This window comes from Anabaena sp. 54 (assembly GCF_017355725.1).
GTDB lineage: Bacteria > Cyanobacteriota > Cyanobacteriia > Cyanobacteriales > Nostocaceae > Dolichospermum > Dolichospermum heterosporum.
In genome coordinates this window covers 1-18260 of record NZ_JAAVWA010000034.1, presented here as the reverse complement: position 1 = coordinate 18260, position 18260 = coordinate 1, and the positions used below count along the sequence as shown (strand labels likewise).

Sequence of the window (18260 nt, the reverse complement as noted above, 5' to 3'; positions counted from 1 at the left end):
TAACCAAAGGTAGAGACAGGTTGTTATTTAGCCCGGAAACAACTAGTAAATTCTAAAACTTGATTTTACAGATTTATCCACTAATGGCTAGATTTGTATTCCCAGTGAACAACGTCTAAAAAATTGGATAAAAATAAATTACCCTTGTGGTTACAAATAGATAGCTAAACTCAAGCTATCAGATCAAAATCCTGACAAAAAATCGTAAAAATACCTTACAAAATCAGCATATTTCCAATTTTTTGGCGTAGGATTTAATTAAGTTTTTAGCTGCTGGGGGGTCTCACCCAAGGTGAAAATATTAACTTATAAGTTAATACAGAAGAGGGAAGTGATACTTCATTAAGCGTGAATAATCATCTACAATTCTCATCGCAAAGAGATTAATACAGCAGTTATGCTCCAAGACACACAAACCATCCGCTACTACCAAAGACTTACCGACGCCTTCGTCGAATTATGGAATCGCGGTTATCGTATGGATGATATGCGGATGTATTTGGATGGATACCTTGCCGCACTTCGACATAGTAACATCATGGAACCATATTGGATTCATCGCTTAGAAGAGGAAGCCAGCCGTTATTTGTATGATGTATCTAACTTCGCAATGGTTCAGCCGGAACCTGAAAAACAACATGGCTACTACTAAAGGTACTATCGGATTTTACTAACTAGCCCATTACCGCCGATGATCATAGCACGATTTTTGGCTTGGTCAATGGGGTATGGGGGACTAAATTTGGGAACTACTGCAATTGATATGAAATCAAACCCCTTAGTTTTACATCACCAAGGGGAATTTTTTTGTTTATTTGTCAATTTAGAAATTAAAACATTTTATGTTTAAAGGCAGATTAACCATACATTATTATTTAGATTGACACTCTCAGGGCTAAAGCCGCTGAGATTCTTTGATCAAAGACATGACTTGCTCGTCCAGGATTTCTCCAGCACAAGTAGAGGTCTTATCTCCCAAAGCGTTGCTCATGTCTAGCATGAAAGTTCCGGTATGCCCTACCGTACTCAATCCTCGACTCAGGATATTTCTAGCTGCATTTTCATCTCTATCCATCACACAACCGCATTTACAAATATGCGTTCTGGTGGATAGAGATTTTTTGACAATTTCACCACAGCCAGAGCATTCTTGGCTTGTATATTGCGGATTGACCGCTACTGTGACTCTCTTGAATACTTTCCCGAAATATTCAAGCCAGACACGAAACTGATACCACCTGAGTTCGATGTAAATAAAAAGTCTAAAAGTACGTAACAGCAACAGTTCTGTCAATAAGTATTGGTTATTGAGAATTAAAGCCCACGCCAAAAAGTTCTCAAAAAATTAATTTTTTGAAATGTATTTACTATTAGGTAATATTGATATTTAATTGGTAATTAAGCTAATAAAACTGGTAAGGTTTCAATTTCATTTTCATCAAATCTTAAAGAAGGTTTTTTAGGTTGCCAAGTATAAGCTATTATTGCAGCAACAACATTAACCATGAAATTAGTAACACTTCGATGTCGAGAATGAGCAAGTTGTGAAATATTTTTGAGTTGGTCATTAACAGTTTCAATTAAAGAGCGTTTTCGGAGCATTAATTTCTCCTCCAGGGACAAGAGCTTATTCCGCATATTTTTCTTGAAAGGAGTGATTAATTTGAGTCCATTAGACCAAAGTTCAAGCCAGAGTTTTTGAGAAATATATCCTTTGTCTCCAAATATTTTCCCAAATAAGTTCTTAGTCAAAGTGGGAACAGGTTTTCGGTCATCTGTATTTCCAGGAGTAATTTGAAACGCAAGTAACTCTCCTTGATCATTAATAATCAAATGAAGTTTAAACCCAAAATACCAACAAATAGAACTTTTCCCCCAGCCAGCTAAATCTTTAAAGACCTTATTTGTCTTGGCTCTTTTAGAATGACAAATGGGAATAGAGGTACTATCAATAAAACTTATACCTGTATTGAGTCCTTTTCGTGTATTCAGATAATACATCAAGGGAATTAAAGCATTTGGCATTAATTCAACAAATCTTTGATAACTCACTAAATTGGGAAATTCACCTTGGCAATATTTGAAGATATGTTTCAGGTAATAATCTTTAAAATTGCGGTAACTAGAGCGATGAAAATACACAATTATTGTCATAATTTCACTTAGACATAATCGGCTGGGTCTAATTCTTTTTTTTATTTGGGATGGGATAAGTTGAGCTTGAAATATTGGCTCAAAATAGGTACAAAAATCATCAATTTCACAGAAAATAGTTTCTAATTCCATGAGTTATAATCATTAATTTTCTTTAATTAAACCTCTTCTATTGTCCCTAATCTGAGGTACTTTGAGTTTGTATTCAAATAGTATTCGTAATATAAATTTAGATTTTGTTATGAAAATTTACTTAAATCTAGGCTGGTTTCCTATTAATTCTCAATAATTAAGGCTTATTGAGAATATAGGCTCTTTCCAGAAAAGCCTCTAACCCTTTTGAATACTCATTTTTAGCTGGTTTTCTTACATCGAACTCAGGTGATACCAAGATGCGTCGTTGATAGACTTGGCTAGACAATGATTTTTCACCATATTTTTAATTCTCAAATCTTCGTAGGATATCAAGTCGTTTGACTGAACTACGCACCGTGCTAATTTCACAGCATGGTCTTTACGTTTCCTACTTATTTTGAGGTGACGTTTACCTAAAATCTGTCTAGCTTTGCCTCTATTTTTTGAACCTTTGACTTTTCTGGAAACACGACGTTGTGAACGTTTAAGAATCTTTTCTCCAATACGCAGAAATTTAGGATTCTCAATCATCACACCATTGGAGTCAGTGTAGTATTCTTTCAAGCCTACATCTAATCCAACTGTATTTCCTGATGGAGTTATATCTTCTTGGCGATTAACATCAATGCAAAACTGACAATAATAGCCATCAGCCCGTTTAACTAACCTAACTCGTTTAATTTGATTTATTTGATAAAAATGCAAATCACGAGTCCCTTTGATCTTTAATCTACCAATACCTTTTTTATCAGTGAATGTGATAGATTTACGATCTTCTGAAAGCTTCCATCCTGATGTTTTGTATTCGACAGAACGGCAGTCTTTTTGAAACTGAGGATATCCCTTTAATCCAGGAATATTCTTTTTACAGTTATCGTAAAACCGAGAAATAGAAGACCATGCTCGTTCGGCGCTGGCTTGTCGTGCCATTGAGTTAAGTTCATTAGCGAATGGAAAATTAGCCGCCAAAACAGCGCAATATTTCTGCAAGTCGTTTTTGCCCGTATCTTTTACGTCCATCCATAGCCGAATACAGCTATTCCGAACGAATTGAGCGGTGCGAATTGCATCATCTACTGCGCTAAATTGAACTGATTTCCCGTAAGTTTTGAACTCAAAAACTAGCATCGCTTTTACCTCCAACCTTATACTACTCTTCATGGCGTAAGATTGTCAAGATATTTAGCGGTACAAGATTTAAATAGGTTAAAACCTATCGTGTCGCTTATATCTCTTTCTCTGAAGCCACTGAGCTTTACGCTTACCGGATACTTCTGTAAGCTACAAAATAAATGATCCTGTTTTGTCATGCTGAGTGTAGCGTTCGCGGAGCGTGGCGTTAGCCATAGCGAAACGAAGCATCTCAAGAGATTCTTCACTACACTTCGTTTCGTAATGCCTCTTGCACGCTGCGCGAACAGAATGACATTGGGCATTTCTTTTTGTGGAGTTCTCTTAGATGAAACCGATAATCTCCAAAAACCTAACCCCCTTGCCTCCCTTCCCTACGTTAGCGCAGCGTGCCGAAGGCTGGGAAGGGGGGTTTCAAAGCCTCTCCCCGAAGCGGGGAGAGGTTTACCAGAGGGGTTTGTTTATACATTAAAAACTTTTCAAACATCCTCTAAGAGACTTCCAAATAAAAAAATGTCCCAAAACTGATGCAGAAATTCTCTCTCTGTGTACTCTGTGCCTCTGTGGTTCGTTTCTTAGGATAATTTATTTCTTGGAAGTCTCTAAGCATTTTTTGCCCCTAGAAACTTAACTTAAACTATAGAGGTGTCGGTTTTACGCCCTTCATGGTCTTTCTTTTATAGCGCTTCTTAATTTAACGAGGTACAATTTATCCTCTTTCATCTGCGGTTAATTCTTTCTTCTTTTACCTCACTTGAATGGTAATTACTATAATTTTCACTTGTGTATAAAATATGGTAAATCATGGAAAGTATAAGCTAAACACCATGCGTCTTGAAACCTATAGTTTTTCTATGGCGAAAACCCAAGTTTTCAAGATGGATGGGGTATATGAGCATTAATAGAATACAGTTTACGAATATTCTTGAGTAAAATTGACATTGAATAGGTTGAAACTTAGGGTAAATATGTTGCAAATTCTTGACTCTACTTTAAGAGAAGGAGAACAAACTCCTGGAGTTTATTTTTCTCCAGACAAAAAAATGATAATTGCCCAGTTTTTAGATCAGATAGGAGTTGATATTATTGAAGTGGGTAATCCCGCAGTAGATCGAGAAATAGCTTTAGCTATCACGCGCATTTCTCAAGCAGGACTTAAGGCGAAAATAGGCGCTCATTCTCTTTGTAAAATAGATCATGTGCAAAAAGCTTTAGATTGTGGTATTGATTTTTTAGGGATATTTTTTAGTGTTTCTAAAAAGCGATTAGAACAAGATTATAATATTGATTTAGATGTAGCAATTGAAAAGATTATTGAAGTAGTTACTTTTGCCAAAGAACAGAAGCATGACTTATTAATTAGATATACAGCAGAAGATACAGTGCGATCGCCTATAGAAAATGTCATTGCCGCAGCCAGTGCCGCAGTCAAAGCAGGAGTGAATATCATTAGTATAGCAGATACAACTGGCTACTCCACACCTTTCCATCCCCAGCGTAGTATGTATTTTTATGTCAAAACCCTAAAAGAAGAATTAGGAAATCGTGGTTTATATCCACAGATAGAGGTGCATTGTCATAATGATAAAGGTTTAGCTTTAGCCAATGCCTTAGATGCCTATAGAGGAGGCGCAGACATTATTGATGTAGCCACAATGGGATTAGGAGAAAGAGCAGGAATTGTTGATTTAGCTGAACTATTAATCAATTTAATAGATATGGGTGAAAAAGAAAAAAAATGGCAACTTAACTATCTAGAAGAGTTATATAAATTCGTGAGTCAGCACTCTCATATTCCCATTCCTCCCCATCAAGCTATCACCGGAAAAAATGCCTTTACCCACTATGCTGGAGTTCATGTTAAAGCTGTAGCCAAAAATGAGGAACTTTATCAAAGTTTAAATCCGCAACTTCTCGGCAAACAAAGTAGTTTTGCATTAGGAATGCAATCAGGATATACTGCTGTGCAAATGGCACTGAAGCAAATTGGTCAAGGAGAACTAGCTGAAAATAAAGACCTTGTAGATAAAATTCTCCAAGAGATTAAAGTAATTGCCAAAAGAGGAACTCCCATTGATATCGAAGCAGAACTACCGAAAATTATAGAACAATTTAGTGTAGCAACACATCCATTCGGGAACGATATTTGTAATTTATCTGTTTGAGTTCAGGAATGAATTAAGAATTAAGTTCACCCTTGCTTATTTTGTCTTAATTATTCCTACTGCTTCTTTTTGACTCCTGATATAAGTAGGTGAACACAATAAAACCAATCTGTGTAAGTAGGTGAACACAATAAAACCAAACTGTGTAAAGAAATGTAAAATCGCCCAAACCCTCTTCACTCTTGCCTCTTGCCTCTTGCCTTTTGCCTTTTGCCTTGCCATAACGACAATTTTCAACACCAACCTACTTAAAGAAAAGTAAAATCGCCCAAACCCTCTTCACTCTTGCCTCTTGCCTTGCCATAACGACGATTTTCAATGCTAACCTACTTACAATATGTTAAAAACTCAAGAACCTGAATTTAATTGTCTCAAAACTGAAATCAAACCATCTGCAAAATGGTGGACTATACTGAGCGTTAGTATTGGTGTATTTATCTTTTCCTTAGATGTTTATATAGTTAATCTAGCTCTACCAATAATGCTGGAATCACTACATACGACCTTTGCAAATAGTCAATGGGTAGTATTGAGTTACCTGTTAGCAATATCTATTTTTGTTTTGAGTGCTTCTAAATTAGGCGATATATGGAGTAAAAAGAAGTTGTACATTATCGGTATGATAGTGTTTACAATTAGTTCTTTGCTATGTGGACTTGCCCCAAATATAGGCTTTTTAATAGCTTTTCGTGCCATTCAAGGAGTAGGGGCTGCATTTATCTCAGGACTAGGAACAGCGATGATTGTAGAAGCTTTCCCAGTGGAAGAACGAGGGCTGGGTTTAGGTATTCGCGCTGGAGTATTTGGTTTAGGAATGATGTTGGGACCAACAATAGGAGGTTTATTAGTTAGTATCGGAGATTGGCCTTTAATTTTCTTTATTAATGTGCCAATTGGGATTATAGGGATTTTAATTATGGCTTATTTTGTCCCCCCTTCTATTGTTAATGGAGAAAAACAACAGTTTGATATCATAGGAACTATAGTTATCACATTTATATTAACTTGCTTTATATTGGCAATAACCTTATTAGAAGAACAGAATCATGACTTAAATATCATTCTAGCTTTACTATTTTTATCTATGATTAGTTTAGCTTTTCTCATCTTCATAGAAATGCGGACTGTCACCCCTATTTTAGATTGGAAAATTTTTAGATCTTTAGACTTAAGTTTAGGTTTAGGATTGCGGTTTATAGGTAACTTCGTGATTGCCGGATCAATCTTTATCCTCCCTTTCTTTTTCAAACTAGTCAAACAATATCCTACTAATAAAGCTGGTTTTCTATTAGCAATTCCACCGATTATCATTGTTTTAACCGCACCTATGGCTGGGACGCTTTCTGATAAATTTGGCTCACGGATTATTAGCATAACAGGATTATTATTAATGGCTATTGGCTGCTTTTTAATCAGCACATTTAACGCAGAATTAACGATAATCAATTATATAATTGCAATTATTCCCTATGGGTTGGGTATAGGAATGTTTCAATCTCCCAACAATAGCGCCATTATGGGAGCAGCACCACAAGATAGTTTAGGGATTGCTTCGGGTTTATTATCCTTGTCACGAATATTAGGACAAACTATAAGTGTGCCATTAGTGGGAGCTATATTTTCATTTGTGACTCTTAACAATACTCAACTAAACACAAATATTAATATCACTAATGCACCTGTTGCATCATTAGTTTTAGGTACACAAATTACTTTTCGCTTCATTACTATTCTCTTAGTTATTTCTACAATATTTGCAATTTATTTATGGTGGATTAAACAAAAGCGAGTATCAATGGAAAAACTCATTTCTGATATAAGTAGGTGAACACAATAAAACCAAAGTGTGTAAAGAAAAGTAAAATCGCCTAAAGCTTCTTCACTCTTGCCTCTTGCCTTTTGCCTCTTGCCTTCCCAAAACGACAATTTTCAATGCTAACCTACTTAGATACCTGACTTAAGGGACTTCCAATTAAAAAAATACCCAAAAATTTCTTGTGGTGCGGGCCGAAAAGCCCGCTAACCATCAAGGACGGGCAGGATGCCCATCCCACAAAATTGGGTAATTTATTTTTTGGTGTTCCCTAAGTAGGTGAACACAATAAAACCAAACTGTGTAAAGAAACGTAAAATCGCCCAAAACTCTCTCCCTGTTCCCTGTTCCCTTGCCATAACGACAATTTTCAACGCCAACCTACTTATTTAAGAAGTCATTAATCTGGATTGGATTTTAAATGGATGGTTTCCTCAGATAATTGACACAATTCTTCTAGGGATATCTTTTTGTCATTGTATAATTCTTCAATCTTCTTGGTAGCAGCTTCTAAAATTTCCTGACCACTTCTGATTTCGATGTTTAATTTATTTAGATTTTCATCAAAAACCACAAATAGCGATATATTTCTCCCAATAGTTTGTGTACTACCTTTCACCTTAAAATCAGTCACAAATTTACCTTCTGTGGGGACATGAAGAGGTAAATTGCAAGATTGAATAATGTCCTGAATATCTGCAAGTTGTAACCTAGAAATTGGGGTAATTTTCACTTCTATATTCACAAATTCTGCTAAGTCTGGTTGCTTAATTACAACATCTTCTAATGACTCATATTGAAATGTAATTTTCCCGGCTAAATTATCAGTAATTGCATAAATTTGCATAGAGTATGGAGGTTTAGGTACAGAACCCTGTGCATAGAATAAACTCCCCTCTGCTGTGACAGTGATTTGAGATGTATCTGCTAGAGTTTGTAAAGATTGCAGATTAGCAATGGTGCTTTTAACAAATACAGAATCTAGTCCTAAGATAGACGCTAAATCATTAGCGGTAGGTGGAGGATTAAACTCCATACCAGCACGAATAATAAACTCTTCTAAGACATTAAATTTGCGAGATTCTTTAATAGTTAATTCTAAGAAATTTTGAGTTACTGTATAGCCAAATAGACGTGCAGCTAAAACTAACAAACCAGAATTTTCAGTTTCAATTTTCTCAACTATATATTTTAGATTTTCATCAATCTGTTTAACTACAGAAGCAGGAAACATCAATAAAACCTCCATGATAATTAACAGTGTTGGCAACTTCAGAATACATATTACCCACTGTACCGGGTTTAGCGGTAAATAAATCGTGACAACCGACAATTACCAATAATTCTTGAGCGCGGGAAAAAGCCACGTTTACCCGTTCTGGTTTATTTGCAAATCCCACATCTCCTTGATGATTATTCCGCACCATACTGACAATTACTACTGGTCTTTCCATACCTTGAAATCTATCAACTGTACCTGTTCTGATTTGTAAAGAAGGGAAAAATTCAGATTGCAACCGTTCATCAATTTTTCGTAATTGAGCGCCATAAAATGTAATTACAGCTATTTCTTTTCTTGGTTCTCCATTTGCAACTTTATGCACCCAAACCTGCTCAAATTGCTGACAGATACTTTCAATCACATCAATTTCTTTAGTATTCAAAAATGAAGTTCCATTTCGTTCTTCTTGAAATTCATTTTCTCTAGGCATTTTCACCCAACATAGATGATGATACGGTTGAATAATTTCTCCTGCTAAATTATGAGCGCGTTTTGTATCAGGTTCTAAAATCCCACATTCCAATTTACCATGATAAAATTGATTGATTGCGCCCATAATCATTGGGTGCATTCGATATTGAGTATTCAGCATTTTTTTAATGCTTTTATCTGCGGTTTCAAACTGACTTTTAAATAATGACTCTTCTAAAAATTGCAATTCTTCTCTGGTATTACCCATTGTTTTCGCAACTTCTTCCACAGTGCTAGTATCAAGCATAGGTGGTAATTGCCGATGATCTCCTACCATGACTAATTTTTTACCTTTCAAAGCCGGAATTAGCAATTCTGGAGGAGTGCATTTACTAACTTCATCAATAATCACAACATCAAAAGATTGAAATTCTTCTGAGAAATTATAATTTGCCGCTTGGACGCAAGTAATACCAACAACGTTAGCATTATCTAAATAGATTCCCCTTAAATCTTTACTATCTTGTTCTGAAGGTTTACGAAGTTTTGCAACCCAATCTTGCACAAAGTTTTGATATTTTTGCAGATAATTTTCTTCACTTTTTAGCTGTCGTTTCCATGATTTAAATTTATTTTGAATACTGCATAAAGAGTCTGAATCAAATAAATTATCATTAGATAATTCTGGTTTGAGTTTATCTGGGATTGTTTGCCAAATTGACTGCCACCAATTCCGTTCGCTAATTAAACTAGCTGATAACTGTAATTGTAATTTCTGTTCTAAATCAGCTATTTTTATTTGTAATTCTGCAATTTCTTGTTGATAAATATCAGCTTCTGCTTGCAAATTTATGAACTCCTGATTTAAAGAGTCTTTAATTGTTGCTAAAATAGTAAAAGGTGCTAATGAGGAAATCAGAGTTTCCATTTCATTGACGCGATTTTCCCAAAATTTGACTTGCTGGGAAAACTCCTGCGGTTGTTCCCAAATATTTGCTTGTCTAGTCAGATATTTTTCTGCTATAATCCTTAATGGCGCAGGGATATTTTGCTGTTTATGAAGTAATTGTAAGTTATGAATAACTTCTGCCAGGTTTAAATTAGCAGCTTCTTTGCTTTTTCTTACCTGAGATTTAGCTTCAGATATTTGTTCTGAAGAAATTGCATTTTGCGGAAGTTCTTGAAATTGCTGGTTTAAAATTTGTAATTGTTGTTCAGCTTCAGTTTTAACTCTTAAAACACATTGACGGGCATGAACTAAGATAATATCTAGTAATTCTTGGGTAATGCGGGTAAGAGTAGCTTCAACATTGTTCCATTCAAAGGAATTACTGTATGTTTTTTCCAATCTAATTAAAAAGACTTGAGTATTTTCAACTAGCAATTTTCGCTGTTTAGGATTGAGGAGTTGATAATTTTGGAGTTTTTGATAGGTTGTTTGCCATTGAATTTGATCCGGTTTTGATAATACTATCGGAATTTGACTAAAACTTTGCTGTAAAAAATAACTAAAATCATGTTTTTTACCTTTCCTATCTATAAAATTACCTTCTATTTCATAAGCTATGGCTTTTGTTAATACTCCCCAATCTGGTAAACTGATTTGATAGTTTTTAGGAACAATAGTTAATTTTAATGTCTTAGCAAACATCAATAAACCTAATGGTAAATCTACCATGTTTTCTGTTAAAACTAAATTAGATTGTTGACATTCTTTTAAGACTTGATACAAGTTGTTGTTAGCTGTAGACTTCCATTCGACAACAGCTTCAATAATATAATCAATTTCCCGTTTGCGATTTTCCCAAATTTGGATTGTTGGCTGTAAATCGTTTTGGTTATTAAATTTTTGATAATCTGTTTCTAATTTCTCCAAGGATAAAGAATGCTGTTGGAAAATATAAACTAATTTTGCTACTTCGGAAATAGCTAAACCTACATCATTGGCATTTTTTAATCCTGGTTTAAATCCAGAAAGATGTGTTGTGATATTTTCCTGTAACCAAACTGCTAACCCAAATGCGCCAAAACCTGGACGGACAAAACCAAGTTCTTCAATAAATTTGATAGCTTGACGCACATTTTCTCGAAAATCTTCTACTTGTTGGTTATTTTCTGTATAAGGTTTAATTTGTGGTAAAAAATTGTTAATTTCTGAAGATTCCCAGTCTATATTTGTGGAATTTTTGAGAATGTTTTCTAAACCAGTAATTAAATATTCAATTTCTTTTTTCTTGACTAAAGTTTGATGATATTCAAGCTGTTGATTTTGATAAGCTGCTTCTAAATTTTGTTTTTCGGTTTTGAGTTCATTCTGTTGCTGATTTATTTCTGCTTCTGCCAGAAAATAGTCTGTGAATCGTGGTAATAACAGTAATAATTGATTGAGAATTCTGATATTTTCGTGACGTTGACTGAGATTATGTTCACAGTCAGTGGCGGTATTTTGTAGCCATGTACCAATTACTTGATCTTCTAAAAATGGCTGTCCTTCTTCACCAACTTTTTCGGCTCGTCCCTTCCTAATAGCGCGAATAACGGGATTATGTACTAAGCGACTGAGGGCGTTATCAACGGCTAAATTGGCTTGAGAGGTAATTAATGTCCGTCCTCCACGCAAAGCTACCTGATAGCAAATTTCCGCAATTACGGTAGTTTTTCCTGTACCTGGTGGTCCCTGAATTAGCACTAAGTCCTCTGCGGACAGGACTTTTTCAACTGCGGCTTTTTGTCCAGCATTTGCGGAGGATAATAATAAGTCTTTTGAGTTAAGTTTAATCCTTTTGATAATCGGTCTGGCTTGGGAAGCGTCGAATAAAAAGTTACCTAAATAGGGATTTTGAGTGCGTCCTTGTCTTAATTGTTCTAGAGCTTTTTCTTTACGTTCGATTTGTTTGATGTCTCCAGCAGCATCAAAAAATAAGTAGCCTTTATTGGGAAGTTGATAATTACCTTTGGCTATATATTCGATTAGTTCTCGTTCTAGGCGAATATGAATAAGATTATGTTTTTGATCAATTTTTTCAATAGTTCCTAATTGACGACTGTGGCGACGATTTTTATCTGTCGGTACGGAATCGAGAAAGTTGACTTCCTGATTTTTGGCTTTTTTGACCCGTTCCCAGAAATTCTCCACACCTAAAATATTCTCTTCAGAACCGTTAAGCGTAGCTGAATTAACTTTAATTTCTAACGCGATTTGTCGAGAATTTGAGCTATTGTTAGCAATCAGAAAAGATACACAAAATTGGCGTGATTTAGCAATACGTTCTTCTACTTTTAAAAAGGCTTTCCAGGCTTTAAGTTGATCTTCTGTGGGGACATGATTTCCGCAAATTGGCATATTTTTTATTTTTGCCAATAATGGTTTGGGAATATCCAAATGATGTTGATGATTTGGGCTTAGTCGCAACCAATAGGGTAAGGCATAGCCATCAATATTTCCTCGCAATTCATGTAGTAAATAAGCTGATAAAATTTTAAATCCGCCATGTCCATCTTGACGAATAGCAGCTTTAAATGCTAGGGTCTTTCCTAGCTTTTTTAATTTTTTTGGGAGTTGAAAGTTATCTTGGTCTGTGGCTATAGTTAGTTCCCAAATCTCTTCTCCTGATTCTTTTCCTGTTCCTTGACGACGAATATAAAATAAACCTGGTTGTTTACCAACTAAATCAAATAATAATTCATTGGCACGTTCTCGTCGTTCTCGAAAGTCAGGATATAATTGTAGGGATGATTGACCTTCAAAATGGCGAACTAAATTATCAACTGCTGAACCTATGAATGTATAACCACAATCTTCTATCTTCGTTTTATTATTCATAGTTTTTGTAATAAATAAGGAATCAGATCCCCGACTTCTCTAAGAAGTCGGGGATCTTTATCTTGTGTTGATATTAAGAAGCTAGTGCTACTTCTACCACTTCCTGTAATTCACCTTTGTTGTACATTTCAATCAAAATATCAGAACCGCCAATGAATTTACCAGCAACGTATACTTGGGGAATTGTTGGCCAGTTGGAATATTCTTTGATGCCTTGACGAATTTCAGAATCTGCAAGTACGTCAATGGTTTCAAAGGGAACTCCCAAGGTATTGAGAATTTGGACAACGTTATTAGAGAAACCACATTGGGGCATTAATTTATTGCCCTTCATGAAAACCATAATTTTGTTTTCTTCTACCAAAGTATCAATTCTTTCTTTAAGTTCTGGGGTCATGATTAGTTATTTCCTTATGTTACTGAAATTCAAGAGTTGATCCGATTTTAGATTTTGTTTTCTGAATCCAAAATCCCAAATCTAAAATTAGTTTGTTGTTTGTCAAGCTTAGGGAGTGGAGGTTTTAAGTGCTAAAGCATGAATCGCTTCTGTGGACATGGCTTCTTGCAATGCGCTATAAACTAGTTGGTGTTGTTGCACTAGTCCCTTACCTGCAAACTGCGATGAAACTACTGTTACTTGATAGTGATCACCACCACCTGTCAAGTCTTGTACTTGCACTTGGGCATCTGGCATTTCTGCCTTGATCATTGCCTCTACCTGTTGCGGACTTATCATAAAAATACCCGGTAAGTGGGAAACTCAGACACTTCAGTGCTGAGAGGGAAACGACTCGTGCGGTTTTAACCGCCTTGAATATTTTTTCATTACCGCCTTGGAGTTGGTAAATTCGGTGTACTTTTGTAATGTACTTTCAACGGGACAATTACCGATTCAAAATTCCCAACTCTGTACGCATAATGTGTTGCTCCGAAGAGCCTCCCATTTCTGGGGTAATGTTAGCTTCGTCAATGTTTTAAGAGCTTTTTAGACTTGCAACACTGTTTCAGTGACTTTAAAACTGTTTAATTGCAAATGACAGAGCAGGGAACTAGCTACGCATTCCGGGGTGTCGTGACTCAAAAAACGTAGTCAGTGAAGACTTAGACTGGTCAGTACAGCTTGCAATTTCTTACAAGCTCAGTCCCTTTAGGGCTGAGTTACTGACCGCCATTCCTGAAAAACTTACTTCTCTATTATTAACAGATATGTAGGGGTTGGCTGTTGCCTGTTAGCATTTGCCGATTATTTTTTACCTTGACGCGGAAAGGGGACATCTACAAAACCTAGTTCAAATAATTGTTGGTATGCTTTTGTGCCTAGTTCTCTGGTGGGGTTTTGACTTTTGATGATTTGCACTAGTAAAGGTATGGCTAATTCTGGCTGATTTTGCGCTCGATGTACTAGGGCTAATTGATAGGTGGCTTCATCTCGCTTTTGAGCAGTTGTTAAAGCATTTTTGCGGTAGGCATCGGCGGCACGAATGTCAATACCGGCAAAACTAGAGTTGAGGTCTTGGTAAAAGCTTGATAATTGATTATAAACTTGGCGGGCTTCTTGGAGTTTTTTGGCTGCTAGGGCGTAGTTTTGACTAGAAACCGCTTCGGTTGATTCTTTCATCAAGCGATCGCCCCCCTCTATACTTAAAAGATTATTGCTTGTTCCTGTAGGAGTAAGAGTATTAGGTTTATCTGTATCAATCGGTTTTGGTTTGGCTTGACTAATAGGATTGGATACCTTTTTCCCTTCAGCATAGGTAGGTGATAGCAGTCCCAAAGATACTATGAGTGATAAAGATGTTAAGCGAATTAAGGTAGCAGCATTCATGAGTTTAATTAGGGCAACAATTCTATAGAAAAAGTTGGGAAACCTTGTGTATCTTAACTCTCTTTGTCCTAGAGATAAAGTCAGTTACTTGATAACTAAGTAGTGAGAGAGAATTAATTACACAATGTCATTGCGTTAGCGCAGCGTGGCGTTAGCCATATGGAACGAAGTGAAATGAAGCAATCGCCAGGGTTGTGATTGCTTCCCTTCGCTCGCAATGACTGTAAATATTTTTGTCCAATTACTTATTCCAAAAGCTGAAGAAAAAATCCGTTCTATAAAACTTACCCAAAATTACCAAAGTCTAGACACATCTGGACAGCGATAATCTTAGAGACTTCCAAGAAATAAATTATCCTAAGAAACGAACCACAGAGGCACAGAGTACACAGAGAGAGAATTTCTGCATCAGTTTTGGGACATTTTTTTATTTGGAAGTCTCTTAGTGTTTATTTCCTGCTTCATCGCGGTCTTAGAATGACTTCCAAGAGGTTTTGCCCGCTCCACAGACAATCTCGGTAGAACTTACCGTTTCTGACCGTAGTTCCTAAAAAGAACCCCCAACTACCGCTAGTAGTCTGTCAACCCAAAAATGACGGGTGAAGGCAAGTAGGGGGCAAGGGAGGTAGGGGAGGTGGGGGAGGTGGGGGAGGTGGGGGAGGGAAGAACAGAAGTTTTTTCCGATCATTACCCGTCAAAATAAATTTGACAGACTACTAGAGGATATATTCTCCATACTTTTTGTTAGTCGTCAATTACCTATTTTAAAGTTCCCAAAACAGGTGTTAACTCAGTCGCTGGAATCTGCGGATTTAAGAATCCACTCGCATAAATATGAGGATTGGTTTGGGAAATAATCGTATAAGATTGACGAACATGAGCATTGACAGCTACAGTTTTTGCATCATACATTTGCATAGCCGCCTTGGGGTAGAAACCAATACCAATAATCAACACCAGAAAACAGGCAGCAATAAACACTTCACGGGGTCTGGCATCACTATATACAGTTTCCGTTGGTAAAAGGCAATCTGTACCAAAACAAGCCGTTCCTTCATCTTCCTGATTTTCTAAATCAGCATTGTTAATATCGCAAATCAGGGCTGCACTAGAACCATAAAATACTTCACGCAGCATAGAAAGTAGATAAATAGGTGTGAGGATAACTCCCACAGCCGCTAGGAAAACTGTGACGGTGCAGAATGTAGAGGTGTAAACATCACTAGTTGCTATTCCCACGAAAACCGAAAGTTCACCAACAAAGCCACTCATTCCCGGTAAAGCCAAAGATGCCATAGCCCCCATTGTAAACAGGGCAAACACTTTTGGCATGGCTTGACCAATACCGCCCATTTCTGCCATCATCATCGTGTGGGAGCGATCGTAAGTTACACCAGCCAAGAAGAATAACACGGAAGCAATTAAACCATGTGATATCATCTGCAACATTGCACCGTTGATACCCAAATCGGTGAAAGAAGCAATTCCTATTAATACAAAACCCATATGGGAAATTGACGAATAAGCCAAACGCCGTTTCATATTCCTTTGGGCGAAGGAATTTAAAGCACCATAGATAATGTTGACAACACCGAGAATAGCCAGAACCGGCGCAAAGTAAACGTGAGCATCGGCAAGTAAGTCAAGATTCAGGCGAATTAGTCCATAACCGCCCATTTTCAACAGCACACCCGCCAAAATCATGGATACTGGAGAAGATGCTTCACCGTGAGCATCCGGTAGCCAAGTATGCAAGGGGAAAATCGCCAATTTTACGCCAAAGGCAATTAACAAACCCGCATATAGTAGGAGTTGCAGAGTGAGAGGATATTCTTTCTGTGCGAGTTCTGCAATATCAAAAGTGACATTTCCGCCGCCATATAGCCCCATTGCTAGGGCTGCTACCAAGATAAATATAGAAGCTGCTGCGGTATAAAGTAAAAATTTTGTAGCTGCGTAGCGTCGTCGTTGTCCACCCCAAATACAAACTAGTAAATATACGGGGATTAGTTCGACTTCCCACATAATGAAAAATAACAGCAAGTCTTGGGCGACAAATACCCCAACCTGTGCAGAATACAACACAAGCATGAGAAAATAGAAAAGCTTTGGTCTGCGGTCAACTTGCCAAGCTGAAAACATCGCCAGTGTGGTAACAAAGCCCGCTAAAAGTACCAACGGGGCGGAAATACCATCCACAGAAACAGCCCAGTTTAAGCCCAATTGGGGCATCCAGACATAATTTTCTACCAGTTGAAAATTCGCATTACTGGCATCGTAATGTTGCCAAAAGGCACAACACATTAAAATAAAGTCGGCAATACCTACGCCCAGTGCATACCATCTGACGAGTTTGCCATCTTTATCTGGCAATACAGGGATGAGAAAAGATGCTACAAGTGGAAATAGGACAATCGCGGTAAGCCAAGGAAATTGAGCCGCTATCATGTCAATAGGAAAAAATACTTATTGGTTAATGATGTTATTGTACTAAACTTTTTAACAATTTCTTTATAAGTTTTTACCTCAGTTTAGCATAGGAGAATATATACCTAAATAAATCTTATGCTTAGGATTGAGTAGATTGAAACGTTTTTCTTTGTCTCCCCGATGATTTAAAATAAGGTGTTAGACGTACTGTTAAATCAATGACTGAAATTCAATTGGCTAAAACAGGTCTTTATAATCGAGATCAGTACCTCTGGTTAGAGGAGACAATCCTAAAACTCAAGGCGCGAGATTTTCACGGTTTGGATGTGGAACATTTAATTGAGGAGATGGAAATCTTGGCGAGTAGGGATAGGGCTGAGGTTGAAAGCCGCCTAATTGTACTATGGGTGCATTTATTAAAACGGATTTATGTTAATAGTGAATATGATAATCGTGGATGGGAAGTGACAATTCGAGAACAACGTCGTCAGTTAAGAATTCTTCTCAAACAATCCCCTAGTTTGAAGCGATATTTTACAGCAGTATTAGATCAAGCTTGGGAAGAGGCGCTGATGGAAGTTAGGGAAGATTATCCTAGTTTTCAATTTCCTGATGTGTGGGATTTTAGTCTGAATGTTGATGCGCTTTTGAGTGAGAAGTTTTGGAATTTTGTTGAGTAGAAAAGTGATTTTTTTGCACGCAGAGGCGCAGAGTCGCAGAGAGTTTTAACTTGTCAAGATAATTGTTCCTCAAGATAAGCTAAGGCTTTAGCTCGATTTAGTAATGGTGTATTCATAGATTCATTCATAGCTTTGTTCATACAATAGTCTTCTACTGCTTCAGCAAGTTCATCCAAAGAAGCATTTTCTGTAGGTAGTAATTGTCTCCAGATGTCAATAGGAATTACAACTGCAATCGTATTTCCTTCTGTGTTGGTAAGATATTCAAGATTTAGCATTTGTTACTCCAAAATTCATTCTACAAGGTTCAAAAAAGTTGTAGATTGGGTTTCACTTCTTTCTACCCAACCTTGTATCTTAGAGGTATGTTAGAAGAAGTGGTAGACCGTCCCAACCTGGGTCAGAAAAGAC

Annotated in this window: 13 protein-coding genes and 2 pseudogenes; 5 read left to right on the top strand and 10 right to left on the bottom strand. The window is 36.8% G+C overall.

All coding sequences use genetic code 11. The features are described from left to right. Nucleotides 1-397 precede the first annotated feature (397 nt). Nucleotides 398-652, top strand: coding sequence for a DUF6761 family protein (locus HEQ36_RS21965; protein ID WP_053537928.1), 255 nt, complete (start codon nt 398-400; stop codon nt 650-652). Nucleotides 653-691: 39 nt separating this feature from the next. Further along, nucleotides 692-850 (top strand): hypothetical protein, encoded by a 159-nt coding sequence (locus HEQ36_RS21960; RefSeq protein WP_205748491.1) that lies wholly within the window; start codon nt 692-694, stop codon nt 848-850. 45 nt (nt 851-895) lie between these two features. On the opposite strand, the pseudogene HEQ36_RS21955 reads toward HEQ36_RS21960, so the two are convergent. From HEQ36_RS21955 to HEQ36_RS21945, 3 genes and pseudogenes are all read right to left on the bottom strand, one after another. Further along, nucleotides 896-1237 (bottom strand): annotated as a pseudogene (locus HEQ36_RS21955) (zinc ribbon domain-containing protein); the annotation flags it as partial. Nucleotides 1238-1398: 161 nt separating this feature from the next. Then, nucleotides 1399-2286 (bottom strand): IS982 family transposase, encoded by an 888-nt coding sequence (locus tag HEQ36_RS21950; protein ID WP_168634808.1) that lies wholly within the window; start codon nt 2284-2286, stop codon nt 1399-1401. Nucleotides 2287-2538: 252 nt separating this feature from the next. After that, a pseudogene (locus HEQ36_RS21945) lies at nt 2539-3417 on the bottom strand (RNA-guided endonuclease InsQ/TnpB family protein); the annotation flags it as partial. 971 nt (nt 3418-4388) lie between these two features. Between HEQ36_RS21945 and HEQ36_RS21940 the strand changes: the two are divergent. Both HEQ36_RS21940 and HEQ36_RS21935 read left to right on the top strand, forming a co-directional pair. Then, nucleotides 4389-5585 (top strand): LeuA family protein, encoded by a 1197-nt coding sequence (locus HEQ36_RS21940; RefSeq protein ID WP_053537929.1) that lies wholly within the window; start codon nt 4389-4391, stop codon nt 5583-5585. Between the two features lie 337 nt (nt 5586-5922). After that, the gene (locus HEQ36_RS21935; protein WP_053537931.1) at nt 5923-7413 is read left to right on the top strand and encodes an MFS transporter; all 1491 of its coding nucleotides are present in this window, start codon (nt 5923-5925) and stop codon (nt 7411-7413) included. A gap of 385 nt (nt 7414-7798) precedes the next feature. Here HEQ36_RS21935 and HEQ36_RS21930 read toward each other — a convergent pair whose 3' ends face one another. The 6 genes from HEQ36_RS21930 to HEQ36_RS21905 form a co-directional block, all read right to left on the bottom strand. After that, nucleotides 7799-8632, bottom strand: coding sequence for a hypothetical protein (locus HEQ36_RS21930; protein ID WP_205748490.1), 834 nt, complete (start codon nt 8630-8632; stop codon nt 7799-7801). Next, on the bottom strand, nt 8610-12914 hold the full coding sequence (locus HEQ36_RS21925; RefSeq protein WP_168635738.1) for an AAA domain-containing protein: 4305 nt from the start codon (nt 12912-12914) through the stop codon (nt 8610-8612). The genes HEQ36_RS21930 and HEQ36_RS21925 overlap by 23 nt, the downstream gene beginning before the upstream one ends. A gap of 73 nt (nt 12915-12987) precedes the next feature. Further along, nucleotides 12988-13311, bottom strand: coding sequence for a Grx4 family monothiol glutaredoxin (gene grxD / locus HEQ36_RS21920; protein WP_168635737.1), 324 nt, complete (start codon nt 13309-13311; stop codon nt 12988-12990). A gap of 108 nt (nt 13312-13419) precedes the next feature. Next, nucleotides 13420-13650, bottom strand: coding sequence for a BolA family protein (locus tag HEQ36_RS21915; protein WP_039199300.1), 231 nt, complete (start codon nt 13648-13650; stop codon nt 13420-13422). Between the two features lie 507 nt (nt 13651-14157). Further along, nucleotides 14158-14739 carry a hypothetical protein gene (locus tag HEQ36_RS21910; protein WP_053537934.1) on the bottom strand — a complete coding sequence of 194 codons (582 nt, stop codon included), beginning with the start codon at nt 14737-14739 and terminating at the stop codon, nt 14158-14160. Nucleotides 14740-15498: 759 nt separating this feature from the next. Next, complete coding sequence (locus HEQ36_RS21905) at nt 15499-17187, bottom strand: NAD(P)H-quinone oxidoreductase subunit 4 (RefSeq protein ID WP_168635736.1); 1689 nt, start codon at nt 17185-17187, stop codon at nt 15499-15501. Nucleotides 17188-17387: 200 nt separating this feature from the next. On the opposite strand from HEQ36_RS21905, the gene HEQ36_RS21900 reads away from it, so the two are divergent. Then, the gene (locus tag HEQ36_RS21900) at nt 17388-17849 is read left to right on the top strand and encodes a DUF29 domain-containing protein (RefSeq protein ID WP_168635735.1); all 462 of its coding nucleotides are present in this window, start codon (nt 17388-17390) and stop codon (nt 17847-17849) included. A gap of 53 nt (nt 17850-17902) precedes the next feature. On the opposite strand, the gene HEQ36_RS21895 is transcribed toward HEQ36_RS21900, so the two are convergent. After that, nucleotides 17903-18127: a hypothetical protein gene (locus HEQ36_RS21895; RefSeq protein WP_168635734.1), complete on the bottom strand. Its 225-nt coding sequence runs from the start codon at nt 18125-18127 to the stop codon at nt 17903-17905. Between the last annotated feature and the right edge of the window lie 133 nt (nt 18128-18260).